The following is a 24,261-nucleotide window of genomic DNA, read 5'->3' on the forward strand; positions in this document are numbered from 1 at the left end:
TCACTTTCCCGGCAATTACTTTTGCGTCGCGATCCAGCGATCGACTTTTTCCTCCAGCAGCGCCAGCGGCAGCGTGCCGTCGCCCAGCACCACCGCGTGGAACTTCGGCAGGCTGAACTTGTCGCCCAGCGCCGCGGCGGCGCGCTGACGCAGCTCGACGATCTTCAGCGAACCGATCTTGTAGCCCAGCGCCTGGCCCGGCCACGCCATGTAGCGTTCGGTTTCGCTCTTGGCCACCGCGTCGTAGCCCAGCGTGTCGTGCATGTACTGGATGCTTTGCTCGCGGGTCCAGCCCTGGGCGTGCATGCCGGTGTCCACCACCAGGCGGGTGGCGCGCAGCAGCTCGTCGTTCAGGTGGCCGAAATACTGTGCCGGATCTTCAAACAAGCCCATTTCCTTGCCCAGCGTTTCCGCATACAGCGCCCAGCCCTCGGTGTAGGCATTGTTGCCGCCGTATTTACGGAAGTTAGGCAGATTCAGTTCCTGCATCAGCGCGATGTGGAAGTGGTGGCCCGGCTTGCCTTCGTGCAGGAACAGCGTGGTCATGCCGGGGCTGCCGTACTTGGTCGGATCGTTGACCACCGACCAGAACACGCCCGGACGCGAACCGTCGCCGGCCGGCGCGGTGTAGTGGTCCGAAGCCGTCGCGCGGCTCAGCTCGGGCTCGAGGCGCAGGTCCAGCCTGGCTTTCGGCTGCAGCGTGAACATTAGCGGCAGCTTGGTGTCGAGCACGTCGTTGAGCTTGCGGTACACGGCCTGCACTTCATCTTCAGTCTTGAACGGGTAGAACTTCGGCTGCGCCGCCACCCACACCGGCAAGCCGGCGGCCGGGCCGTTGTAGCCCAGCTTGGGACCGAGCAGTTCGAACTGGCCCTGGATGCGCGCGACTTCCCTGAGGCCGATCGCGTGGATTTCATCCGGTTTCAGCGAGGTTGTCGTCGCGTTGGCGACACGGGCCTGGTACCAGGCGGCGCCGTCCGGCAGCGCGCCGAGGCCGGTCGTGGTGCGGCAGGCCGGCACGTATTCCGTTTCCAGGAAGTTCGCCAGGCGCGCCAGCGCCGGCATCACCTTGTCGGCGATGGTCTTGCGGTAGGCCGCGGTCAGGCGCTGCTTGTCGGCGTCGGAGAAGGCGGCCGGCAGCTTGGTGATCGGCGTGTAGAAGATATTGCTTTCCGGCGTGTCGCTGACCAGCTTCTTGAATTGCGGCAGGCCCGATTCCATGATGGCTTTCGGCTCGGTGATGCCTTTCTTCATGCCTTCGCGCATATTGGCGATGGCCTGGTCTATCCAGGCCGGCAGCTGCGCCACGCGGCTCAGGTAAGCCTGGTATTGCTTGACCGTGCCGATCGGCTGCGACGCCTCGCCGCCGGCGTAGTTGGCCAGGGTGACCGGCACACTGTCCATCTGGTTGATCGGCAGCAGGTGCTCGGGGAAGCGCTCCATCGCCAGCAGGCCGTGCAGCTCGTAGCTGAGGATGTCGTAATTGATGCGGTCCGCGCTGTCGAGCTGCTCGCGCTTGATCGTCTTCAGGCGGGCGGCGAACTGGCGGTACAGCTTGAATTGCTGCGCGCGCTTGGCCGGCGCGATGCTCATGCCGAGCTGGTCGTCGAAACGGTTGTCGCCGTTCTCGGTGGCGCCGATGGGCTCGAAGCGCGCGCTGGCGTCGTAGTACTGGTCGGCGATGGCCAGCAAGGCCTTGTGCACGGGCGCGGGGCTGGTATGCGGTGCGGTGGGCGCATCGGCGGCGTTGCTGTTGGCAACGGGGGCAAATGCCAGCGCGACGGCGGTAGCCAGCGCGGCGAGACGAAGTTGATGCTTCATAACTGTTTCCTGGTCGATAGTGAATCAAGCGGCGCTAAGCATAAGGGATAGCGCCGCCGGACCGGGAAAAAATTTGTATCAGGCCGCCGCCTCGGCGAAGCGGCTTTCGTACAGCGCCGCCACCAGGTCCGATTGCGTGATGAGCCCGGCGAACCGCTGCTCCTCGTCGACGATGGGGATGTGGTGGAAACCCGAGTCCGCCATCAGCGGCACCAGGTCGACGATGGGCGTGTCCAGCCGCGCGGTGGTCGGATGCTGGGTCATGATCTGGCCGACCACTTCGGCTTTTTCCGTGTGGGTGACGCCGGTCTTGCGCAGGAAGCGCTGCAGTTGCTGGCGGATGCCGCGATAGTCGTCCAGTCCGCCATGCTCGAGGAAATCGGTTTGCGTGACGATGCCGATCACGCGCCGCGCCCGGTTCAGCACCGGCAGCGCGGCCACGCGGTGTAGGCGCATCAGCTGCCAGGCTTCTTCCAGCGGTGTGCCGAACTCGGCGTTGACGATATCGCGCGACATGATGTCGGCGCAGGCGATGATGCCGAAGCGGCGCTGGTAGGCGCGCTGCTCGGTCTGCATGAACAGCGACTCCAGGTCGTCGCGGCTGATGTCCAGCACCTGGTTGTACTGCTGCAGCACCGCGTCCAGGTCCTCGGGCTTGAAGCCCAGCCGCACCGTCGGCACGGCGTCCCGGGTCGCGTGCGGATTCGGATGCGCGCCTTGCTGCGCATGGGGATAGCGGCGCCCGGTCAGGTTGTTGTAGAGGATGGCCATGACGGCCAGCAGCGTGGTGTCGGCCAGCACGGTCACCAGCGGGAAGGCGAAGCCGGCCGCGTGGATGGCCGGGCCGCCGATCACGGCGGTCAGCGCCACCGCGCCGCCGGGCGGATGCAGGCAGCGCAGCGCGAACATCGCGGCGATCGCCGTGCTGGCGGCCAGCGCGCACAGCAGCGGCACGGGCAGCACGTCGCCGAGGCAGCGCATGCAGATCACGCCCATCAGCCCGCTGACGACGTTGCCGCTGATGGCAGACCACGGCTGCGCCAGCGGACTGGCCGGCAGCGCGAACAGCAGTACCGAGGACGCGCCTATCGGCGCCACCAGGAAGATGGAACCGCCGGGGAACAGGTATAGCCCGATCAGGGCGGTCAGCAGCAGGCCGAACAGGGCGCCGCCGGCGGCGCGCAACTGTTCGCGGCGGCTGGCGGTGCTGGGGCTGGGCAGCCAGGGGGCTAGCAATGCGCGCATGGGTTAAATCAGGTATTTGAAATGGGACAAATATTACCCCATGTCTGCCCCTTATTGGTGCGAAACAAGCTCAAGCGGAAGGGCGGTGGTGATCTTGATCTGCTCCATCGAGAACGCCGACGACACGCCGGTGAGCTGCGCGGCCTTGATCAGTTTCTTGTAAAAGCGGTCATATCCTTCGATATCGCTCGTAACCACCTTCAAAAGATAGTCGATGTCGCCGCTCATGCGGTGAAATTCCTGCACTTCCGGCAACGCGATGACGGCGGCGGCAAAGCGCGCCAGCCACTTTTCATCGTGCTGGCTGGTGCGCACGCTGACGAACACCGTCACCGGCAAGCCCACTTTGCGGCGGTTGACGATGGCCACGCGGCTCTCGATATAGCCTTCCTCCTCCAGCCGGCGCACGCGTTTCCAGCAGGGCGTGCTGGACAGGCCGACCTTCTCGCTGAGCTGGGCGATCGAGAGCGTGCCGTCCCCTTGCAGGGCGGAGAGGATGGCGTAATCGTAGCGGTCAAGTTGATTCATTCTATTAATTCGTGAAATTGGGTATGAATATGCTACATGGCGTGCGCATGAAGAGTATTTTAGTACATATATTTTCGTTCGAATGGGTAAGCTATGTATACCGATTATTTAGCAGCCTGTTCCAACAGCTCAGCACCGACATGACTACCGAAATCTACCTTGATGGCAACGCCACCACCTCCGTCCTGCCGGCCGCCATCGCCGCCGCGGCCGATGCCATGGGGCAGCGCTTCGGCAACCCCAGCAGCAGCCACGCCACCGGCCTCAAGGCCAAGGCCCTGCTCGACCAGGCGCGCGCCTGCGCGGTGCGCCTGCTGGGCGTCGGCGACGGCCGCCTGATGTTCAACAGCGGCGCCACCGAAGGCATCCAGACCTCGGTGCTGTCGGCGCTGGTCGCGTTGCGCGAGCGCCAGGCGGGCGGCGAGGCCATCGGCAGCCTGCTGGTCTACGGCGCCACCGAGCACAAGGCCGTGCCGGAAAGCCTGGCGCACTGGAACCGCCTGCTGGGCCTGAACCTGGAGCTGTACAAACTGCCGGTCGACCAGCACGGCGCGCACGACCTGGCGCTGCTGCGCGACGTGGCGCCGCGGGCGGCGCTGGTGTGCACCATGGCCGCCAACAATGAAACCGGCGTCGTCACCGACCTGGCCGGCATCGAGGTCGTGCTGGCCGAGACCGGCACCGCCGCCTACTGGCTGGTCGATTGCGTGCAGGCGCTGGGCAAGCTGGACCTGGACCTGCAGTCGACCCGCATCGATTACGCGCCGTTCTCCGGCCACAAGCTGTACGCGCCGAAAGGCATCGGCATGCTGTACGTGCGCGCCGGCGCGCCGTTCACGCCGCTGATCATGGGCGGCGGCCAGGAGGGCGGACAGCGCTCCGGCACCGAGAACATGGCCGGCATCGCCGCGCTGGGCGTGGTGCTGGCCGCGCTGGAACGCGGCGACACCTTCCGCGGCCACGAGCAACTGGAAGGCTTCCGCGCCCGCCTGGCCGACAGCCTGCGCGCGGCCTTGCCCGGCGTGGTGTTCAACAATCCCTTCGACAAATCGCTGCCGACCACGCTGAACTTTTCCGTGCCCGGCCTGGCCAGCCGCGAACTGATGGATGTGTTCGACGCGGCCCAGGTGCGCGTCAGCTCCGGCAGCGCCTGCTCGGCCGCCAAGGCCGCGCCCAGCTACGTGCTCGACGCGATGCACGCGCCGCTGTGGCGCAGCGCCGGCGCGATCCGCATGTCCTTCGGCCCGCTGGTCGACGAGGCCACCATCACCGACGCCTGCGCCCGCATCGAGCGCTGCGGCGCCGCGCTGCGCGCCAGCTGCCTGATCCCGTCCGAGCGCACCGCCGTGCCGCACGACGGCCTGCTGCAGCTGGGCGTGGAGGGCGCCTGCAGCTGGATGGTGCTGGACGCCGCCAGCCGCAGCTGCATCGTCATCGACCCGCTGCCCGAAATGAGCGCCCGCATCGAATCGTATGTGCGCTGCCAGAACTACCAGGTGCAGGCCATCGTCAGCACCTTGCCCAACGCCGGCCGCGCCATGCTGATCGACGTGCTGGGCCGCCACTTCGACAGCCATGCCGAAACGGACGTGTATGGCTGGCCGGCGCACGCCGCCACTGTCGCGCTGGACGACGGCGCGCTGGTCGGCGCGATCAAACTCGGCGCGCAAGTGCTGGCCAGCGTGTCCGGCGGAGCCGGCGGCGAATTGCGCAACTACCTGCTGGGCGCCGCCGATGGCGCGCGCCTGCCGGCCGGCGCGGTGCGCTTCGCCTTCAGCGCGCGGCCGGCGCAGGATGCGCTGCGCGCGGTCAGCGCCGCGCAGACCCTGCTGTGCCCGACGCGCGACGAACACAATCAATTCTGCATCAGCATGGCCGCCGAGCCCCAAGCCGGCCTGGCCGCCGATGCGCAGCTCGACAGCGCCGCGCTGGATGCTTTCCTGCACGCCCATCCCGACGCCATGCTGATCGACGTGCGCGAACCGTATGAGTTTGCCGCCGGCGCCATCGCACCGGGCGCGGCGGGGAGCGTGGTCCGCAGCGTGCCGCTGAGCCGTCTGGCCGAGCACGCCAGCGAGTGGCTGCGCGGCGAGCCGGCGCCGCTGGTGTTCTTTTGCCGCAGCGGCAATCGCAGCTTGAAAGCCGCCCAGTTCCTGCGCCGTCTCGGCCATCCCCATGCCTACAGCCTGGTCGGAGGACTGGCGCTGGCGCCGCTGCCGCTGGCCGCATAGGCCGCTCATTCAAGTTTTCGTTTTTCTTCCTTTACAGGGCCGCGCAAGCGGCCCTTTTTTTTGTGCGGCGCACTATGTTCGCCACCGTACAGTCGCCTGCCGTGCGCCCCCGTACGATGCCTTGACAGATAATTTCCCATTCGCAGATTTAAGCGAGGTACCAGCTTTGAACCAACCCACCCCCCTCCTGCCCGAGATGACACTCGGGTTCCGCGAATCCCCCTCCGGCTCGCTGCTATCGGACGAAGACGACGAAGACTTGCCGTTGCGTGCCGAGTTGTTCAGCGCGGCGCAGATGGCTGCGCACGGCAAGACGCTGGCCATGCACCACGAGCTGAGCAAGCGTGGCGGGCGCGATCGCCTGTTGTCGCGGCTGGCGGAAAACGCCGCCGTCATCGACGCCACCTGCGACGAGCTGACCGGCGCCGTCAAGGCCGGCCGCCAGATCACGCCGGCATCGGAATGGCTGCTGGACAATTTCTACCTGATCGAAGACCAGATCCGCATCGCCCGCCGCCACCTGCCTAAGGACTACAGCAAGGAGCTGCCGCGCCTGGGCCGCGGCGCGCCGGAGGGCACGCCGCGCGTCTACAAGATCGCGCTGGAAATCATTTCCCACGGCGACGGCCGCGTCGATCCCGAATCGCTGTGCCGCTTCGTCGACGCCTACCAGGAGGTGGCCAGCCTGAAGCTGGGCGAGCTGTGGGCGATCCCCATCATGCTGCGGCTGGCATTGATCGAGAACCTGCGCCGCGTGGCCGCCCGCGTGGCCGACAACCGCATCCACCGCGACCTGGCCAACAGCTGGGCCGACCAGATGACCGACGTCGCCGACCGCAATCCCAGCGGCCTGATCCTGATGGTGGCCGACATGGCCCGCTCCAATCCACCGATCACCAGCGCCTTCGTGGCCGAACTGGCGCGCCGGCTGCAGGGACAGAGCCCGGCGCTGACCCTGGCGCTGTCGTGGATCACGCACCGCCTGGCCGAGTCGGGCCAGACCATCGAACAGCAGATCCAGCTGGAGATCCAGCAGCAGGCGGCCGAACAGGTGTCGATCGCCAACAGCATCGGCAGCCTGCGCTTCCTCGGCACCATGGACTGGCAGGAGTTCGTCGAGACCATGAGCGTGGTCGAGCAGACCCTGCGCGAGGATCCGGCCGGCGTCTACGGCGGCATGGAGTTCGCCACGCGCGACCAGTACCGCCACGCGATCGAGAAAATCGCCAAGCGTTCGAAATATTCGGAAGCCGAGGTGGCGCAGCAAGCCTTGCAGCTGGCGCAGGCCAATTACCAGGGCGGCAACGTGCGCCATGGCCACGTCGGCTTCTACCTGATCGGCGGCGGCCTGGCCGCGCTGGAAAAACAGGCCGGCATGCGCCGTCCCTGGCTGGAGGCCCTGCAGCAAACCTCGCGCGCCTCGCCGCTGACTTCCTACCTGGGCGCGATCTCCGCCATCGCGCTGGTATCGACCTCGCTGCTGCTGGAACGGGCCGTGCACGACGGCGTCCACGGCGCGGTGATCGCGATCCTGGCCGTGCTGGTGTTGCTGGGCAGCAGCCAGCTGGCGCTGAACCTGGTGAACTGGGTGGCCACGCTGGTCACCCGGCCCCACCCCTTGCCGCGCATGGACTTCAAGGACGGCGTGCCGACCGACGCCCGCGCCATGGTGGTGGTGCCGACGCTGGCCTTCAGCAAGGAGAATATCCAGGACCTGTGCGAACAGATGGAAGTGCGCTTCCTCGCCAACCGCGATCCGAACCTGATGTTCTGCCTGCTGACCGACTTCGCCGACGCGCCGTCCGAGACGCTGCCCACCGACGCCGCGCTGGTGGAACAGATGCATCGCTGCATCGGCAACCTGAACCGCAAGTATGCCACCCATCCTAACGGCGAGCCGGCCTCGCCGTTCCTGTTGCTGCACCGCCCGCGCCTGTGGAATCCGCAGGAGGGCGTGTGGATGGGCTATGAACGCAAGCGCGGCAAGCTGCAGGACCTGAACCGCTTCCTGCGCGGCGGCGCGCGCGACAAGTTCAGCGTCGTCGTCGGCGACACCAGCGAGCTGGAGAGCATCAAGTACGTCATCACCCTCGACACCGACACCCAGCTGCCGCGCGACGCGGCGGCGCAGTTCATCGCCACCATGCGCCATCCGCTGAACCAGCCGCGCATCGACGCCGCGCGCGGGCGCGTGGTCGAAGGCTACGGCATCCTGCAACCGCGCGTGACGGTGGCGCTGCCGAGCGAGAACGCCTCGCGCTACGAAAAACTGTGCGGCGGCGAACCCGGCATCGATCCCTACACCCGCACCGTGTCCGACGTCTACCAGGACGTGTTCTACGAAGGCTCCTTCATCGGCAAGGGCATCTACGACGTCGACGTGTTCGAGCAGGTGCTGGGACAGCGCCTGCCGGAGAACCAGATCCTCAGCCACGACCTGCTGGAGGGCTGCTACCTGCGCGCCGGCCTGCTGAGCGACGCCCAGTTGTACGAGGAATACCCGGCCCGCTACAGCGACGACGTCAGCCGCCGCCAGCGCTGGATCCGCGGCGACTGGCAGCTGGTGTCATGGCTGCTGGGGCGCGTGCCGGGAGCGAACCGCAAGCGCGAGCGCAATCCGCTGTCGCTGCTGTCGCGCTGGAAGCTGTTCGACAACCTGCGCCGCAGCCTGACCGCGCCGGCGCTGGTGCTGTCGCTGATCACCGCGTGGCGCTGGCTGCCCGACCCGTGGCTGTGGACCGGCGCCGTGCTGGCCGTGATCTTCGTGCCGCCGCTGGTGAGCGCGCTGCACGACCTGTTCCGCCGCCCGCGCGACACGCTGTGGAGCCAGCACGTGCGCGCCTCGATGCGCCGCAGCGGCCTGCAGTTCTCGCACGCCATCCTGATGCTGGTGTTCCTGCCGTACGAGGCCTACTTCAGCCTCGACGCGATCCTGCGCAGCACCTGGCGCATGCTGGTGTCGCGCAAGCGCCTGCTCGAATGGCGCGCCTCCAACCTGGCCCACGCCGACGCCGGCACCTGGCGCACCATGTGGGCCTCGCCGGTGCTGGCGCTGTTCGTCGGCGGCGCCCTGCTGGGATGGCGGCCGACCAGCCTGCCGCCGGCCGCGCTGTTCCTGCTGGCGTGGCTCGTCGCGCCGGCGGTGGCGGACTGGATCAGCCGCCCGATCGTGCGCAAGACGGCGCAGCTGACGCCGGAACAGCACCAGTTCCTGAACAAGCTGGCGCGTCGCACCTGGGCTTATTTCGACCGCTTCGTCGGGCCGGAGGACAACTGGCTGCCGCCGGATAACATGCAGGAGCATCCGGCGCTGGTGATTGCGCACCGCACCTCGCCGACCAATATCGGCATGGCGCTGCTGGCCAACCTGAGCGCCAGCGACTTCGGCTACATCACCGTCGGCCAGATGATGGAGCGCACCGCCGCCACGCTGGAGACCATGGACAAGCTGGAGCGCCACCAGGGCCACTTCTACAACTGGTACGACACCCAGACGCTGAAACCGCTGCACCCCGTGTACATCTCCACGGTCGACAGCGGCAACCTGGCCGGCCATCTGCTGACCTTGCAGGCCGGCCTGACCGGCCTGTACGACCAGCCGGTGCTGGGACCGCAGATCGTCGACGGCATCGTCGCCACCTGCCGCGTGCTGGAAGAAACGCTGGCCGGCACCACGCCGGCGCAGGCACCCGCCGCGCACCCGGCAACCAGCGTGGGCGCCACCGCCGCTGGCACCTCGCCGTCGAATCCGGTCTACGCCGAGCAGGACGCAGAGAGCGGCGCCGATCCGCGCGACATCAAGGCGCTGCTGGCGGCGTTGACGCCGGCGCCGGACACCGCCAACCTGCAGCAGCTGCACGGCTGGCTGAACCGCGTCGCCGATGCCGCCGACCACTACCAGCCGCAGGCCGAAGGGCAGGGCGAGGCCGCCGCCATGTGGGCCGCCGCGCTGGTCCGCCAATGCCGCGCCGCGCTGGCCGAACTGGCCGTGCTGACACCGTGGGCCGGCCTGCCGCCGGATACCGTGTTCGACACCAGCATGACGCGCATGCCGACGCTGCGCGAGCTGGCCGCCATGGCCGCCAGCTCGGCCGCCGTGCCGGTCACCGACCTGGCTCCGGCCGAACTCGAACGCCGGCTGCAGCTGGCCGGACTGTGCGAGCAGGGCGCCGTCGCCGCGCACGAACGCATGCGCGCGCTGGCCGAGCTGGGGCAGCGCAGCGGCGCCTACGCCCTGATGGAATATGGCTTCCTGTACAACGCCACCACCAACCTGCTGGCCATCGGCTACAACGTCAGCGAGCGCCGGCTCGATGCCAGCTACTACGACCTGCTGGCGTCCGAAGTGCGGCTGGCCAGTTTCGTCGCCATCGCCCAGGGACAGCTGCCGCAGGAGCACTGGTTCGCGCTGGGCCGCCAGCTGTGCATCGTCGCCGGCAAGCCGGTGCTGCTGTCCTGGAGCGGCTCGATGTTCGAGTACCTGATGCCGCTGCTGGTGATGCCGAACTATCCGAGCACGCTGCTCGACCAGACCTACAACGCGGTGATCGACGCGCAGATCGACTACGGCAAGCGCCGCAGCGTGCCGTGGGGGATCTCGGAGTCGGGCTACAACACGGTCGACGCCAGCCTCAATTACCAGTACCGCGCCTTCGGCGTGCCGGGCCTGGGCCTCAAGCGCGGCCTGGCCGACGACCTGGTCATCGCGCCCTACGCCACCATGCTGGGCCTGATGGTGCAGCCGGAAGCGGCCTGCCTCAACCTGCAGAAGATGGCGGGGCTGGGCTACATGGGCCGCTACGGCTTCTTCGAGGCGGTCGACTACACGGCCTCGCGCCTGCCGCGCGGCCAGAGCGCGGCCATCATCCGCTCGTTCATGGTCCACCACCAGGGCATGGGCCTGCTGGCGCTGAGCTACCTGCTGCACGACCGGCCGATGCAGCGCCGCTTCGAGTCCGACCCGCTGCTGCAATCGACCCTGCTGGTGCTGCAGGAGCGCAGCCCGCAGGTGGGCGCCTTCTATTCCAACACCACCGAGATGGCGGCCATCCGCGCCACCGCGCCGGAACAGGCCATGCCGATGCGCATCCTGACCCAGCAAAGCACGCCGGTGCCGGAAACCCAACTGCTGTCGAACGGCCGTTATCACGTCATGGTCACCAACGCCGGCGGCAGCTACAGCCGCTGGAAGGACCTGGCGGTCACCCGCTGGCGCGAAGACAGCACCCGCGACAACTGGGGCAACTTCTGCTACGTGCGCGACATGGACGACGGCCGCTTCTGGTCCACCACCTACCAGCCCACGCTGGCCGAGCCGCGCAAATACGAAGTGATCTTCTCCGAAGGCCGCGCCGAGTTCCGCCGCTCCGACCGCAACATCGACCTGTACACGGAAATCGTGGTCTCGCCGGAAGACGACATCGAGCTGCGCCGCACCCGCATCACCAACAAGTCCGACCGCGTGCGCACCATCGAGGTGACCAGTTTCGCCGAAGTGGTGATGGCGCCCGCCGCCGCCGATGCCGCGCACCCGGCCTTCAGCAAGCTGTTCGTGCAGACCGAGATCCTGCGCGACGAAAACGCCATCCTGTGCACGCGCCGGCCGCGCGGCGACTCCGACGCCATGCCGTGGCTGATGCATTCGATGATGGTGCACGACGCGCCGGTGACGGACGTCTCGTTCGAAACCGACCGTTCGCGCTTCATCGGCCGCGGCAACACCCAGGCCGCGCCCAGCGCCATGCTGAGCGAGGGCGAATTGAGCGGCGGCGAAGGCTCGGTGCTCGATCCGGTGGTGGCGATCCGCTACACCATCACGCTCAAGCCCGACCAGACGGCCATCGTCGACATCGTCACCGGCATGACCGAGCAGCGCGAGGCCGCGCTGCACCTGATCGACAAATACCAGGACCGCCACCTGGCCGACCGCGTGTTCGAACTGGCGTGGACCCACAGCCAGGTTGTGCTGCGGCAGCTCAACGCCAGCGAGGCGGACGCCCAGCTGTACGGCCGCCTGGCCAATTCGGTCATCTATCCGAACGCCGCTCTGCGCGCCGATGCCGCCACCCTGATCAAGAACCAGCGCGGCCAGTCCGGCCTGTGGGCGTATGCGATTTCCGGCGACCTGCCGATCGTGCTGCTGCAGATCAAGGACCCGGCCAACATCGAGCTGGCGCGCCAGATGGTGCAGGCGCACGCCTACTGGCGCCTGAAGGGGCTGGTGGTCGACCTGGTGATCTGGTACGAAGACCAGTCGGGCTACCGCCAGCTGCTGCATGAACAGATCATGGGCCTGATCGCCTCCGGCATCGACGCCCAGGCGATCGACCGCCCGGGCGGCATCTTCGTGCGCCTGGCCGACCAGATCGCCAACGAGGACCGCGTGCTGCTGCAATCGGTGGCGCGCGCCATCCTCAGCGACAGCCGCGGCACGCTGGCCGAGCAGATCAAGCGTCCCGGCCCGCCGGCGCTGCGCATGCCGCCGCTGCTGACGGACAACCGCGGCGAGTACGCGGACGCCGGCCCGGTCACCCATCCGGCGCGCGGGCTGATGCTGGAAAACGGCATCGGCGGCTTCTCTTCGGACGGCCGCGAATACGTCATCACCACCAGCGAGGAGCAGCGCACGCCGGCGCCGTGGTCCAACGTGCTGGCCAACCCGCAATTCGGCAGCGTCATCTCGGAAAGCGGCCAGGCCTACACCTGGCACGAGAACGCCCACGAGTTCCGCCTGACGCCGTGGCACAACGATCCGGTCAGCGACGCCAGCGGCGAGGCGTTCTACCTGCGCGATGAGCAGAGCGGCCAGTACTGGTCGCCGACGGCGCTGCCGGCGCGCGGCAACGGCATCTATGTCACGCGCCACGGCTTCGGCTACAGCGTGTTCGAGCACGCCGAGGCCGGCATCACCAGCGAGATGACGACCTTCGTCGCCATCGACGCGCCAATCAAGTACACGGTGCTCAAGGTGCGCAACGATTCGCTGGTGGCGCGCCGCCTGTCGGCCACCGGCTATGTCGAGTGGGTACTGGGCGACATGCGCTCCAAGTCGGGCATGCACATCGTCACCGAGGCCGATCCGGTCAGCGGCGCGCTGTTCGCCAAGAACGCCTACAACACCGAGTTCACCGGCCGTGTCGCCTTCTTCAACTGCGACGCCACGCTGCGCAGCTACACCGGCGACCGCGGCGAATTCCTCGGCCGCAACGGCACGCTGGCCGCGCCGGTGGCGCTGCGGCGCCAGCGCCTGTCCGGCAAGGTCGGCGCCGGCCTGGACGCCTGCGCCGCGATCCAGGTGCCGTTCGACCTGCTGCCGGGCCAGGAGCGCGAGATCGTGTTCGTGCTGGGCGTGGGCGGCCGCCGCAACGCCGACGCCAGCAGCCTGGTACAGAAACACCGCGGCGCCGACGCCGCGCACGAGGCGCTGGCCGCCGTGCACGCGCACTGGGAGCAGACGCTGGGCGCGGTGCGCATTGAAACGCCGGAGCCCGAGCTGGACGTCCTCGCCAACGGCTGGCTGATGTATCAAACCATCGCCTGCCGCATCTGGGCTCGCAGCGGCTACTACCAGTCCGGCGGCGCGTTCGGCTTCCGCGACCAGTTGCAGGACGCCATGGCCACCATCCATACGCAACCGAAGCTGCTGCGCGACCAGCTGCTGCTGTGCGCCGCGCACCAGTTCATCGAGGGCGACGTGCAGCACTGGTGGCATCCGCCGTCGGACCGGGGCGTGCGCACGCATTGTTCCGACGACTACCTGTGGCTGCCGCTGGGTGCCTGGCGCTACGTCATCGGCACCGGCGACGCCAGTGTGCTGGACGAATCGCTGCCTTACCTGGAAGGGCGCGCCGTCAAGCCGGAAGAGGATTCCTACTACGACCTGCCGAGCCGATCGAGCCAGAGCGGCACGCTGTACGACCACTGCGTGCGCGCCATCCGCAACGGCTTGCGCTTCGGCCAGCACGGCCTGCCGCTGATCGGCTCCTGCGACTGGAACGACGGCATGGACAAGGTCGGCGAGCATGGCCGGGGCGAGAGCGTGTGGCTGGCGTTCTTCATGTGCGAGGTGCTGCAGCGTTTTGCCGAAGTGGCCGACCTGGTAAGCGACGTCGATTTCGCCACCGAGTGCCGCAGCGAAGCGAAGAAGCTGGCCGCCAACGTCGAGCTCAATGCATGGGACGGCCAGTGGTATCGCCGCGCCTACTTCGACGACGGCACGCCGCTCGGTTCCCACACCAACGAGGAATGCCAGATCGACTCGATTTCGCAGAGCTGGGGCGTGTTGTCCGGCGCCGCCGATCCGGTGCGCGTGCGCGGCGCGATGGAGCAGGTCAACCAGCGGCTGGTGCGGCGCGATTCAGGCATCATCCAGCTGCTCGATCCGCCATTCGACAAGGCCGGGCCGAACCCGGGCTATATCAGGGGCTACGTGCCGGGCGTGCGCGAAAACGGCGGCCAGTACACGCACGCCGCGATCTGGACCGCGATGGCGTTCGCCCGCATGGGCGACACGGAACGCGCGTGGGAACTGGCGCGCATGATCAATCCGGTCATGCACGGCGCGACGGCCGAGGGGACGGCGAAATACAAGGTCGAGCCTTACGTGGTGACGGCGGACGTGTATGCGGTGGCGCCGCACGTGGGACGGGGCGGCTGGAGCTGGTACACCGGCTCGTCCGGCTGGATGTACCGGCTGATACTGGAGTCGCTGCTGGGCGTCACGCGCACCGCCAACCATCTGGCGCTGGCGCCGCGCATGCCGGCGGAGTGGGACCGCTTCTCGCTGACCTATCGCCACGGCGCCGCGTCGTACGTGATCAACGTCGTCAAGTCGGCACAGGCCATCGTGCCGGAGATGACGGTGGACGGCATACGGCAGCCAGGCATGATGGTCGAGCTGTACGACACTCCCAGCGTCCATCAGGTCGAACTGCTGATGCCGGCGAAGTCCGATTCTTAACAAAGTGTCCCATTCTGGACATTTTCAACATTGTCGCAACAGCACGGAAGATAATCTTTCGTGCGGTTGCAGCGCGCTTCCCGGGCGTCAGCGCATTTATTTGAAAGACATCTGAATAGCCAAGAAAATTCGAATTGGTTCGTCATCCTCTTGTCATGCATAGTTGCCAGAATTTTGGATCCCCAACCGCATAGAGAGAGAAAAAAGAATGAACAAATCTAAGATGCTGTCCCGGCTCGCGATGACGTTGCTCTTGTCTTCCGGCGTCATTGGCGCGGTCCAGGCGTCCAAGGCCGACCACCATGAATTCGAGGCCACGCTGTACGCGCCGTTCACCGCCGACGGCGCCGACCAGGACCGGCCGGAAGCCCGCACCTTCAAGCTGGTCTTCGATTTCCCGCTGCTCGAGCGCGAGCAGGACGTCAACTGGCATCTTGAGCTGGTCAGCCCGGACGGCGTCGTGGTGCAGCGGTGGCAGGGCGTGCAGGGCATCAGCGGCAAGCCGGTCGATGTCAGCATCGCCTGGGACGGCCGCGCCGAAGGCCTGATCCTGACCGACGGCGTCTACCAGGCGCGCATGCGCGCCGTCACCGGCGACGAGGCCATCGAACAAAGCTGGGACATCTCGGTGGGCCAGGCGCCCGCGCAGGCCATGCCCGCCTTCAAGGCCTTGCCGACTTCCGCCACGCGCGCGCGCGCCGCGCGCACCGACGGCCGCGTGGTGCAGGGCGCCGTCGCCGCCACCGCGTCGCTGCCATACACCGTCTACCTGGGCAATCTGCACAGCCAGACCAACCACAGCGACGGCGGTGGCGCGCTGTCCAGCTGCACCGGCGCGCAGAATCCGCAAAGCGCGGCGCTCGGCCCGGCCGACGCCTATGCCTACGCCAAGGGCAAGGGCCTCGATTTCCTGATGGCCTCCGAGCATAACCACATGTACGACGGCTCCGACAGCACCAACGCCTCCGCCGATCCGGCCGTGGCCAAGGCGTTGTTCCAGTCCGGCCTGAGCGCCGCCGCCAGCTACAACAGCGCGAACCCCGGCTTCCTCGGGATGTATGGCCTGGAGTGGGGCGTCATCAACAACGGCGGCCATATGAACATCTTCAACACCACCGAGTTGCTGGGCTGGGAGAGCAACAGCAGCGGCCAGCTGATCGCCGACACGCTCACCGCCAAGAACGACTACGCCGGCCTGTACACGCTGATGCGCCAGCGCGGCTGGGTGGGCCAGTTCAACCATCCGGAATCGTCGGGCCAGTTCATCGTCAACGGCACGGCGCTGGGCTACACGGCCGACGGCGACCAGGCGATGGCGCTGTGCGAAGTGCTCAACACCTCCGCCTTCTCGACCAACACCAGCGAGACCGAAACCAGCCGCAGCACCTACGAAGGCGCCTGCAACAAGGCGCTGGAGGCGGGCTATCACGTGGCCTTCTCGACCGACCAGGACAACCATTGCGCCAACTGGGGCGCGTCGTACACCAACCGCACCGGCGTGTTGATCCCGACCGGCACCACGCTGTCGTCGGCCAGCATGATCGCAGCCATCAAGGCGCGCCGCGTGTACGCCACGATGGACAAGACCTCGCAGCTGATCCTGACCGCCAACGGCCACGTGATGGGCGAACGCTTCACCAACAGCGGCAGCCTGGCGCTGGTGGCCAACTTCGCCAGCAGCAGCGGCAAGACGGTATCGACGGTGAAGATGTACGAGGGCGTACCGGGCCGCAACGGCACGGTGACGCAGCTGTCGGCAACCGCCAGCACCACCGTCACGCCGGCTGTCGGCGAGCATTTCTACTACGCCAAGGTGACTCAGAACGACGGCAATATCCTGTGGTCGGCGCCGATCTGGGTGACGCAGACGACGGGCGGCACGCCGACGCCTACCCCAACGCCAACACCTACCCCGACTCCAACACCAACGCCGACCCCGACGCCAACGCCGACGCCGACGCCGACGCCAACACCGACGCCAACACCGACTCCAACGCAGCTGATCGCCAACGGCGGCTTTGAATCGGGCGCTGCATCTTGGACGGCGACGTCCGGCGTGATCACGTCGGATTCAGGACAAGCGGCGCATGCTGGCAGCTACAAGGCCTGGCTGGACGGTTACGGCAGCGCCCACACCGACACGCTGTACCAGACCGTGACGATTCCGTCGTCGGCAACCAGCGCCACGCTGTCGTTCTGGCTGAAAGTGGATTCCAGTGAAACCACGACCACCACCGCCTACGATACGCTGAAGGTGCAGGTGCGCAGCAGCGCCAACGCCGTGCTGGCGACGCTGGCGACCTACTCGAATCTGAACAAGGGCAGCACGTACGTGCAGAAGAGTTTCGACCTGTCGGCCTACAAGGGCCAGACAGTGCGCATCTACTTTGAAGGCGTGGAAGGATCGACGGTATCGACGGCCTTCATTGTCGACGACGTCAGCCTGCTTGCGCAGTAACGTCTGGTAATCAGCTGAAACTCACTTGGTCCATGGCTCGTCGCGCGGGGCGTCGCGCCGCGCGAACAGCAGCAGGATGGCTATGCCGAGCAGTATCAGCTTGTAATGCGCCGGCTCCGGTACCGGAGCCGGTTCCACCTTGGCCGCCGCGGGATTTTGCGGTTTGACGCCGCCCCGGTCCCCAACTTGCGTCGGATCCGTGGCCGGCGGCCGGGCCGCCTTGGTGAAGGTTTCGGCCTGCGTCGCCTCCTGCGTCTCGACCTCGATCGGCTGGGCCTCAACGGTGAAGACGGTGGCGCACAGCAGCAGCGCTGCCGACTTGCTCATCAATGACATGTACCGCCTCAAGAAAATAATTGATTGGCAAGTATAATACAATGACAATTTTGATAAATCGGTGCGCAAGCTAACAGAGTGGCGTAAAAAGGTCTTGACGATCAGGCGCCCAGGCCGGCGCCCGCGCCCAGAAGCGTGGCCACGCCCAGCACCGCAAACACGGCAGCGGCGATGCCGTGCACCAGTTTGAGCGACACGCGGCCGGCGATCCTGTCGCCCAGGTAGACCGCCGGCACGTTGGCCAGCATCATGCCCAAGGTGGTGCCGCAGACCACGGCCACCAGGCTGTGATAGCGGGCCGCCAGCGCCACCGTGGCGACCTGCGTCTTGTCCCCCATCTCGGCCGCGAAGAACGCGATCAGCGTGGTCAGGAACACGCCGTACTTCGCCAGCGGCACGTCGTCATCGTCGATCTTGTCCGGCACCAGCGTCCACGCGGCCATCGCCAGGAAGGATACGCCCAGCACCCAGCGCAGGATGTCGGGGCCGAGCAGGCCGGTGATCCAGCTGCCGACGGCGGCGGCAAACGCATGGTTGGCGATGGTGGCGACAAAAATCGCGGCGATGATGGGCAGCGGACGGCGGAACTTTGCAGCCAGGACGAAGGCGAGCAGCTGGGTTTTATCGCCGATTTCAGCGAGGGCGACGATGCCGGTAGAGACGAAGAAAGCTTCCATGGGAGTGTGTGTAGTACGCGGGCCGGAAACGATTAACCAATGATCCAGGCGCGACTCCGGCCCATCATGGCCGCACCTCGATCATGGTCTCGTCAAGTTTTTCAACCACCTGCACCACGGTCTGCGGACCGATTATGTTGACACAGGTTCTTGCACCGGGCGGCGCAAGCCGACTACTCCCCACTTACGGCCGCCATCATACCATAGCCGACAGGCTGTACACATGCCCGATACATGGCTATGCTATTCTGCTTCGCGCTTGTGCAACTCATTGAAAAGAACACCATGCCCATCAAGAAGACCATGTCCGCGCTCGTGCTATCCGCACTGGCGGCGCTGGCGGCCCAATCTGCCCGCGCCGATCCGCTGAGCTACGCCCGCTACGACCAGGTGCGCACCAGCGACCTGTATCTGGACCTGAAGGCCGATTTCGGCCACAAGACGCTGGGCGGCTACGCCGAGCTGACGCTGGACTGGATCGACAAGGCGGCCCGCACGCTGGTGCTGGACACCAATGAACTGAACATCTCCAAGGTGCAGGTGCAGAACCCGAACGGCCGCTGGAGTCCCGCCTCCTTCATGCTCGACAAGCTGGATGCGGAAAAGGGCCGCGCGCTGCGCATCTCGGTGCCGTTCCAGCCGAAGAAGGTGCGCGTCTACTACCGCACCGCGCCGTCGGCCGCCGCGCTGCAGTGGATGTCGCCGCAGCAGACCATGTCCGGCAAGCTGCCGTTCATGTTCAGCCAGTCCGAGGAAATCAACGCCCGCTCGTGGGCGCCGGTGCAGGACACGCCGGCGGTGCGTTTCACCTACAGCGCCCGCATCGAGGCGCCGGCCGGCATGCGCGTGGTGATGAGCGCCGAGAACGACCAGAAGGCCACCGGCAACGGCGGCTGGAAATTCAAGATGGCGCAGCCGATTCCATCGTACCTGCTGGCGATCGCCATCGGCGAGCTGGAAGTGCGCAACCTCGGCCCGCGTTCCGCCGTGTACGCGGAAGCGCCGCGCATCGAGGCCGCCGCCTGGGAGCTGGCCGACACCGAAAAAATGATCAGCGCCGCCGAAGGCCTGTACGGCCCGTACCGGTGGGAGCGCTACGACATGATCGTGCTGCCGCCGTCGTTCCCGATCGGCGGCATGGAAAACCCGCGCCTGACCTTCCTCACGCCGACCATGATCGCGGGCGACCGCAGCCTGGTCGACCTGATCGCGCATGAACTGGCGCACTCGTGGTCCGGCAACCTGGTCACCAACGCGTCGTGGAAGCACTTCTGGCTCAACGAAGGCTTCACCACCTACGTCACCACCCGCATCGTCGAGAAGCTGTACGGCGAGGAAGTGGCGGAGATGAACCTACAGGTCGAGCAGGAAGAGGCGATGGCTTCGCTGCCGTCCATCCCGCCGGCCAAGCAGGCGCTGGTCACGCGCGATCCGGACACCAGCTCGGCCACCTACACCGACGGCGGCCTGGTCTATCCGAAAGGCGCCTGGCTGCTGCGCACGCTGGAACAGCGCGCCGGCCGCGACGTCTTCGATCCGTTCCTGCGCGGCTGGTTCGACCAGCACGCGTTCCAGTCCGCCACCACCGACGAATTCGTCGTCTACCTGAAGAAGAACCTGCTGGACGCGCATCCGGAAGTGATGTCGCCGGCGGAGCTGGACGAGTGGCTGTACGGTCCCGGCATCCCGGCCAGCGCCAAGCACGCCGCCTCGCCGCGCCTAGCCGCGCTGGACGCGCAGCGCAGCGCATGGCTGAAGGGCGAACTGCCGACCGCCGAATTGAACGGCAAGCACTGGATCGCGCTGGAGTGGATGCACTTCCTGAACGATATCGACGGCAAGGCCAACGCCACCCAGCTGAAAGAGCTGGACCAGGCTTACTCGCTGGGCAAGAGCGGCAACAATGAAATCGCCTACCGTTTCTACCTGGCCTCGATCAAGGCCGGCTACGATGTGCGCGAACCGCTGAGCGCCTTCCTGATGAGCGTGGGCCGCCAGAAGTTCGTCGTGCCGCTGTACACCGCGCTGCTGAAAAACCCGTCCGACAAGGAGTGGGCCAAATCCATCTACGCCAAGGCGCGTGAACACTACCACCCTGTGACGCAGGGCTCCGTCGATAAACAATTCAAAAAATGATGACCAAGTTTTCCCATACCTTCGTTTCCGCCGCGCTGCTGCTGGCTTTCTCCAACGTGGCGCTGGCGGCCGATGCGCCGGCGGTACCGGCAGCGCCGGCGACCGCCGCGGCGCCAGTCTTCAACCTCGACGCCGACGTCGAGCGCGCGCTGAAGACCTTCGACATTCCCGGCGTGGCCATCGCCATCGTCAAGGACGGCAAGGTGGTTGCCGCCAAGGGCTACGGCGTGCGTCAGCGCGGCGCGACCGCGCCGGTCGACGGCAAGACGCAGTTCGAGATCGCCTCCAACTCCAAGGCCTTCACCTCCGCCGCGTTGGCGATGCTGGTCGACGAGGGCAAGATCGGCTGGGACGATCCGGTCACCAAGCACCTGCCGGGCTTCCAGATGTTTGACTCCTACGTCACCGGCCAGATGACGGTGCGCGACCTGCTGACGCACCGCAGCGGCCTTGGCCTGGGCGCGGGCGACCTGCTGTGGTGGCCGACCACCAATTTCAGCACCGACGAAATCATCGCCCGGTTGCGCTACGTGAAGCCGGCCACCAGCTTCCGCAACAGCTACGCCTACGACAACCTGCTCTACATCGTCGCCGGCAAGATCGTCGCGGAAAAATCCGGCAAGAGCTGGGGCGAAACCATCCACGACCGCATCCTGGCGCCGCTGGGCATGAACGGCACCACCACCAGCGTGGCGCAGATGCTGGCCTCGTCCAACTACTCGGCGCCGCACAGCAAGATCAACGACAGGAACGCCGTGGTCAAGCCGATGCCGGTGGAGAACGCGGTCGGCGCGGTGGGCATCAACACCAGCGCCGAAGACATCGCGCGCTGGATGAACATGCTGCTGGGCGGCGGCAAGCTGGAAGACGGCAAGCAGCTGCTCAGCACAAAACAGCTGAACGAAATGTGGTCGGAGCAGACGCCGATGCGCATCCGCGATCCGAAGCCGGCGCTGGCCGCCACCAAACCCAACTTCGCGGCCTATGGCCTGGGCTTCAGCCTGCGCGACTACAAGGGCCGCAAGATCGCCATGCACGGCGGCGCGCTGCAGGGCTTTTATTCGACGGTACTGATGGTGCCCGAGGAAAAACTCGGCATCGCCATCCTGACCAACGCCGAGAACAGCCCGGTGATGGCGTCGCTGTACTGGCGCATCCTGGACCAGTACCTGAACGTGCCGGCCAGCGACTGGATCTCGCTGTACGCCGAGCAGGAAGCGGCGATGCACAAGGAGGAGCTGGAACGGCAGGGCAAGGAAGTGTCGGCGCGCGCGGCGAAGTCGTCGCCGTCGCTGCCGCTGGCTTCCTACGATGGCGAGTATGAAGACGCCTGGTACGGCAAGATCAGCATCCGCGCCGAGGGCAAGAAGCACGTCATGAGCTTTGCCCGCACGCCGGACCTGGTCGGGGAACTGGAGCACTTCCAGCACGACACCTTCATCGTGCGCTGGAAGGAACGCAACTTCAACGCCGACGCCTACGTCAGCTTCGCGCTGAACCCGGACGGCAGCATCGAGCGCATGAAGATGGCGCCGGTGTCGACCGAGACCGATTTCAGCTACGACTTCCGCGACCTCACCTTCACGCCGGTCAAGGCCGAGGCCAAGAAGAAGTAATCCAGCTCAGGCCTGCACTTCCACGCGGTTGCGGCCACCGCTCTTGGCGCGGTACAGCGCCAGGTCGGCCGCGTGGAACAGGTCGTCCAGCGCCGCGTACGGACCGTGCGCCACCGCCACGCCGAAGCTGGCCGTCACGCGCAGAATGTGGCCGTCGGCCAGCGTCAGCGGCTCGCCGGCGATCGCCTCGCGCAGGCGCTCCGCCAGCGCCCGCGCCGAGTCCATGCCGCAGTGCGACGGCATCACCACGAACTCCTCGCCGCCGTAGCGCGCCACGATCTCGCCGTCGCGCAGGAGGGTGCGCACCACGCCGGCGATGCGTATCAGCACCTGGTCGCCGGCGTCGTGACCGTAGCTGTCGTTGACCGACTTGAAGTGATCGATATCGAACAGGATCACCGCCAGCGCTTCGTTGCGGCCGCAGGCGCCGCGCAAGCGCTGGTTGCCGGCCGCGGTGAAGGCGCGGCGGTTGAGGATGCCGGTCAGGTAGTCGGTGTCCGCGCTCAGCCTCAGCTCCTCGATCAGATGTCCCCGTTCCTGCTCCAGCCGCTGGCGCTCCATGCTGTTGGCGCGCAGCGTCGACAGCGCGCGCAGCATGTCGCCGATTTCGTCGGCGCGGTCCGCGCCGCGATGGGCCAGCGTGTCGAGCGTGTAGTCGCCGTTGCCCAGCCGGACCGCGGCGACGGTGGCGTGCAGCAGCGGCACCGCCACGCGCCGCCGTACGATCAGCAGCAGCAATGCCAGCGACAGCAGGATCGCCGCGCCGATCAGCAGGGCCAGCATCAGTTCCCGGCGGGCCGCGTCGTAGTCTTGCCGCGCCTGCTCCTGCGCCTGCTCCAGCAGCACGTCGCGCAGCGCCAGGATGGGCGCCATGCTGGGCACGTAGCGGCGCGCGAACTGCGCCGTGTCCATGTCGTAGCCCTGGCCCTCGCGGCTGGCCTGTTCGACGCCGGCCACCAGCTGCTGGCCGGGGCCGAAGTACACCATGTCCATGCGCGCCACCGCCGCCAGCACGCGCGGGTCGTGGTCGGCGTCGCTGCTCGGCATCTTGATCAGCTGGCGCAACTGCTCGATGCGGCCGCGCAGGAACTGCAGCTGCTGGCGGTCCGCCTCGGTCAGCGGCTGCCTGCGCGCCAGCGGCACCGTCAGCGCCGACCCCAGGCGCCCGGCGTATTCGCGCAGCTCGACGGCGAAGCGCACCTTCATCAGAATGCGGGCGATGCGCGGATAGATGTCCTCGGAGGCGCGCGTGTAGCCGGTCACCGTGTCCAGCGCCAGCGGCACCAGCCCGAACATGGCGTCGACGGCGGCCGTCAGGCGCTCCGGCGTGCGTTCGGCCGGCGGCAGCGCGGCCAGCCGGTCCACCGTCAGGCGGGCCGCGCGCAGCGCTTCGTACAGCGGCGCCAGCACGCTGGTGCGGGCGCCGCCGGCCAATGCCTGCTGCAGTTCGGCCAGTGCCTGGTCGGTGGCGGCGCGGGCGCGCAGCAAGCCTTCGCGCCGCGCCGGGTCGGCCGGTGCGCGGTCGCCCAGGACGCCGTTCACCGGGCCCCGTTCGGAGGAGAGTTTTTCGGCGGCGACCATCGAGTGCCGCATCAGTTGCAGCGTATGGCGGCCGCTGTCGGTGGCGCTGTAGTGTTGCCATTCGCCCCACAGCAGCCGGCCCAGCATGCCGCACACCAGCAGCGCGAGCACCGCACCGGCGACGCCGAATAACCGGGTTAGTCTCATGTTGCGGTCCACCTTCCGATTTGCTACTTAGCAATATGCCACAAAGCGGCGCCGGCGTGGTTGCGTATCAGCCCATGTGGTAGCATGTCGCCCGCGCGTCGGGGAGCCATGCTGGCCTGAATGCAAAGCTTGAATGTTTACTAATCGAAGGATGAAGAAGATGTCTATGCAAAGAGTGATGCTGCGGTCCAAGTTGCATCGGGTGACGGTCACCCAGGCGGACTTGCACTACGAAGGTTCCTGCGGTATCGACGTGGATCTGCTGGAAGCGGCGGATATCTGGGTCAACGAAAAAATCGAGCTCTACAACGTGAACAACGGCGAGCGCTTCTCCACCTACGCCATTCCCGGCCTGCGCGGCACCGGCGAGATTTCGCTGAACGGCGCCGCCGCGCGCCGCGCGCAGCTGGGCGACCTGCTGATCATCTGCACCTACGCGCCGATGACCGAGGACCAGGCGAAGGACTACAAGCCGAAAGTCGTGTTCGTCGACGACAAGAACAAGATCACGGGCATGAAGAAATAA

At 66.8% G+C, this 24,261-nt stretch carries 12 protein-coding genes and 1 riboswitch; of the genes, 6 read left to right on the plus strand and 6 right to left on the minus strand.

Going from position 1 to position 24,261, the window contains the following annotated elements; all coding sequences use genetic code 11:
* Nucleotides 1-15 precede the first annotated feature (15 nt).
* From ACCD07_RS11295 to ACCD07_RS11305, 3 genes are all read right to left on the minus strand, one after another.
* Nucleotides 16-1,821 (minus strand): DUF885 domain-containing protein, encoded by a 1,806-nt coding sequence (locus ACCD07_RS11295; RefSeq protein ID WP_413447394.1) that lies wholly within the window; start codon nucleotides 1,819-1,821, stop codon nucleotides 16-18.
* 78 nt (nucleotides 1,822-1,899) lie between these two features.
* Nucleotides 1,900-3,066, minus strand: coding sequence for an HPP family protein (locus ACCD07_RS11300; protein WP_413447395.1), 1,167 nt, complete (start codon nucleotides 3,064-3,066; stop codon nucleotides 1,900-1,902).
* A gap of 51 nt (nucleotides 3,067-3,117) precedes the next feature.
* Nucleotides 3,118-3,594, minus strand: a complete 477-nt coding sequence (locus ACCD07_RS11305; RefSeq protein WP_176655965.1) for an Lrp/AsnC family transcriptional regulator — start codon at nucleotides 3,592-3,594, stop codon at nucleotides 3,118-3,120.
* Nucleotides 3,595-3,734: 140 nt separating this feature from the next.
* On the opposite strand from ACCD07_RS11305, the gene ACCD07_RS11310 reads away from it, so the two are divergent.
* The 3 genes from ACCD07_RS11310 to ACCD07_RS11320 all read left to right on the plus strand — a co-directional run bounded on the left by ACCD07_RS11310 (nucleotide 3,735) and on the right by ACCD07_RS11320 (nucleotide 17,242).
* Complete coding sequence (locus tag ACCD07_RS11310) at nucleotides 3,735-5,825, plus strand: aminotransferase class V-fold PLP-dependent enzyme (RefSeq protein WP_413447396.1); 2,091 nt, start codon at nucleotides 3,735-3,737, stop codon at nucleotides 5,823-5,825.
* A gap of 196 nt (nucleotides 5,826-6,021) precedes the next feature.
* On the plus strand, nucleotides 6,022-14,784 hold the full coding sequence (locus ACCD07_RS11315) for a GH36-type glycosyl hydrolase domain-containing protein (RefSeq protein ID WP_413447426.1): 8,763 nt from the start codon (nucleotides 6,022-6,024) through the stop codon (nucleotides 14,782-14,784).
* Between the two features lie 208 nt (nucleotides 14,785-14,992).
* Nucleotides 14,993-17,242, plus strand: a complete 2,250-nt coding sequence (locus ACCD07_RS11320; RefSeq protein WP_413447397.1) for a CehA/McbA family metallohydrolase — start codon at nucleotides 14,993-14,995, stop codon at nucleotides 17,240-17,242.
* A gap of 21 nt (nucleotides 17,243-17,263) precedes the next feature.
* Here the strand turns inward: ACCD07_RS11320 and ACCD07_RS11325 are convergent, their stop codons facing one another.
* Nucleotides 17,264-17,578, minus strand: a complete 315-nt coding sequence (locus ACCD07_RS11325) for a PEP-CTERM sorting domain-containing protein (RefSeq protein ID WP_413447398.1) — start codon at nucleotides 17,576-17,578, stop codon at nucleotides 17,264-17,266.
* 101 nt (nucleotides 17,579-17,679) lie between these two features.
* On the minus strand, nucleotides 17,680-18,255 hold the full coding sequence (locus ACCD07_RS11330; protein ID WP_176655962.1) for a TMEM165/GDT1 family protein: 576 nt from the start codon (nucleotides 18,253-18,255) through the stop codon (nucleotides 17,680-17,682).
* A gap of 10 nt (nucleotides 18,256-18,265) precedes the next feature.
* A riboswitch (yybP-ykoY riboswitch) is annotated at nucleotides 18,266-18,449 on the minus strand.
* Nucleotides 18,450-18,540: 91 nt separating this feature from the next.
* Here ACCD07_RS11330 and ACCD07_RS11335 point away from each other — a divergent pair.
* Both ACCD07_RS11335 and ACCD07_RS11340 read left to right on the plus strand, forming a co-directional pair.
* Nucleotides 18,541-20,391 carry a M1 family metallopeptidase gene (locus tag ACCD07_RS11335; RefSeq protein ID WP_413447399.1) on the plus strand — a complete coding sequence of 617 codons (1,851 nt, stop codon included), beginning with the start codon at nucleotides 18,541-18,543 and terminating at the stop codon, nucleotides 20,389-20,391.
* Entirely contained in the window at nucleotides 20,388-22,007 is a 1,620-nt protein-coding gene (locus ACCD07_RS11340) for a serine hydrolase (protein ID WP_353404767.1), read from the plus strand. The genes ACCD07_RS11335 and ACCD07_RS11340 overlap by 4 nt, the downstream gene beginning before the upstream one ends.
* Before the next feature lie 6 nt (nucleotides 22,008-22,013).
* On the opposite strand, the gene ACCD07_RS11345 is transcribed toward ACCD07_RS11340, so the two are convergent.
* On the minus strand, nucleotides 22,014-23,735 hold the full coding sequence (locus ACCD07_RS11345; RefSeq protein ID WP_413447400.1) for a diguanylate cyclase: 1,722 nt from the start codon (nucleotides 23,733-23,735) through the stop codon (nucleotides 22,014-22,016).
* A gap of 166 nt (nucleotides 23,736-23,901) precedes the next feature.
* Here ACCD07_RS11345 and panD point away from each other — a divergent pair, with 166 nt between their 5' ends.
* Nucleotides 23,902-24,261 carry an aspartate 1-decarboxylase gene (panD, locus tag ACCD07_RS11350; protein WP_176655980.1) on the plus strand — a complete coding sequence of 120 codons (360 nt, stop codon included), beginning with the start codon at nucleotides 23,902-23,904 and terminating at the stop codon, nucleotides 24,259-24,261.

This window comes from Duganella sp. Dugasp56 (assembly GCF_047304105.1).
In the GTDB taxonomy this organism is placed as follows: Bacteria; Pseudomonadota; Gammaproteobacteria; order Burkholderiales; family Burkholderiaceae_D; genus Rugamonas; species Rugamonas hordei.

Bases quoted from the DNA above. Each gene is read 5' to 3' on its own strand.
- ACCD07_RS11295 (WP_413447394.1), bottom strand. From the start codon at position 1,821: ATGAAGCATCAACTTCGTCTCGCCGCGCTGGCTACCGCCGTCGCGCTG.
- ACCD07_RS11300 (WP_413447395.1), bottom strand. From the start codon at position 3,066: ATGCGCGCATTGCTAGCCCCCTGGCTGCCCAGCCCCAGCACCGCCAGC.
- ACCD07_RS11305 (WP_176655965.1), bottom strand. From the start codon at position 3,594: ATGAATCAACTTGACCGCTACGATTACGCCATCCTCTCCGCCCTGCAA.
- ACCD07_RS11310 (WP_413447396.1), top strand. From the start codon at position 3,735: ATGACTACCGAAATCTACCTTGATGGCAACGCCACCACCTCCGTCCTG.
- ACCD07_RS11315 (WP_413447426.1), top strand. From the start codon at position 6,022: ATGACACTCGGGTTCCGCGAATCCCCCTCCGGCTCGCTGCTATCGGAC.
- ACCD07_RS11320 (WP_413447397.1), top strand. From the start codon at position 14,993: ATGAACAAATCTAAGATGCTGTCCCGGCTCGCGATGACGTTGCTCTTG.
- ACCD07_RS11325 (WP_413447398.1), bottom strand. From the start codon at position 17,578: ATGTCATTGATGAGCAAGTCGGCAGCGCTGCTGCTGTGCGCCACCGTC.
- ACCD07_RS11330 (WP_176655962.1), bottom strand. From the start codon at position 18,255: ATGGAAGCTTTCTTCGTCTCTACCGGCATCGTCGCCCTCGCTGAAATC.
- ACCD07_RS11335 (WP_413447399.1), top strand. From the start codon at position 18,541: ATGCCCATCAAGAAGACCATGTCCGCGCTCGTGCTATCCGCACTGGCG.
- ACCD07_RS11340 (WP_353404767.1), top strand. From the start codon at position 20,388: ATGATGACCAAGTTTTCCCATACCTTCGTTTCCGCCGCGCTGCTGCTG.
- ACCD07_RS11345 (WP_413447400.1), bottom strand. From the start codon at position 23,735: ATGAGACTAACCCGGTTATTCGGCGTCGCCGGTGCGGTGCTCGCGCTG.
- panD (WP_176655980.1), top strand. From the start codon at position 23,902: ATGCAAAGAGTGATGCTGCGGTCCAAGTTGCATCGGGTGACGGTCACC.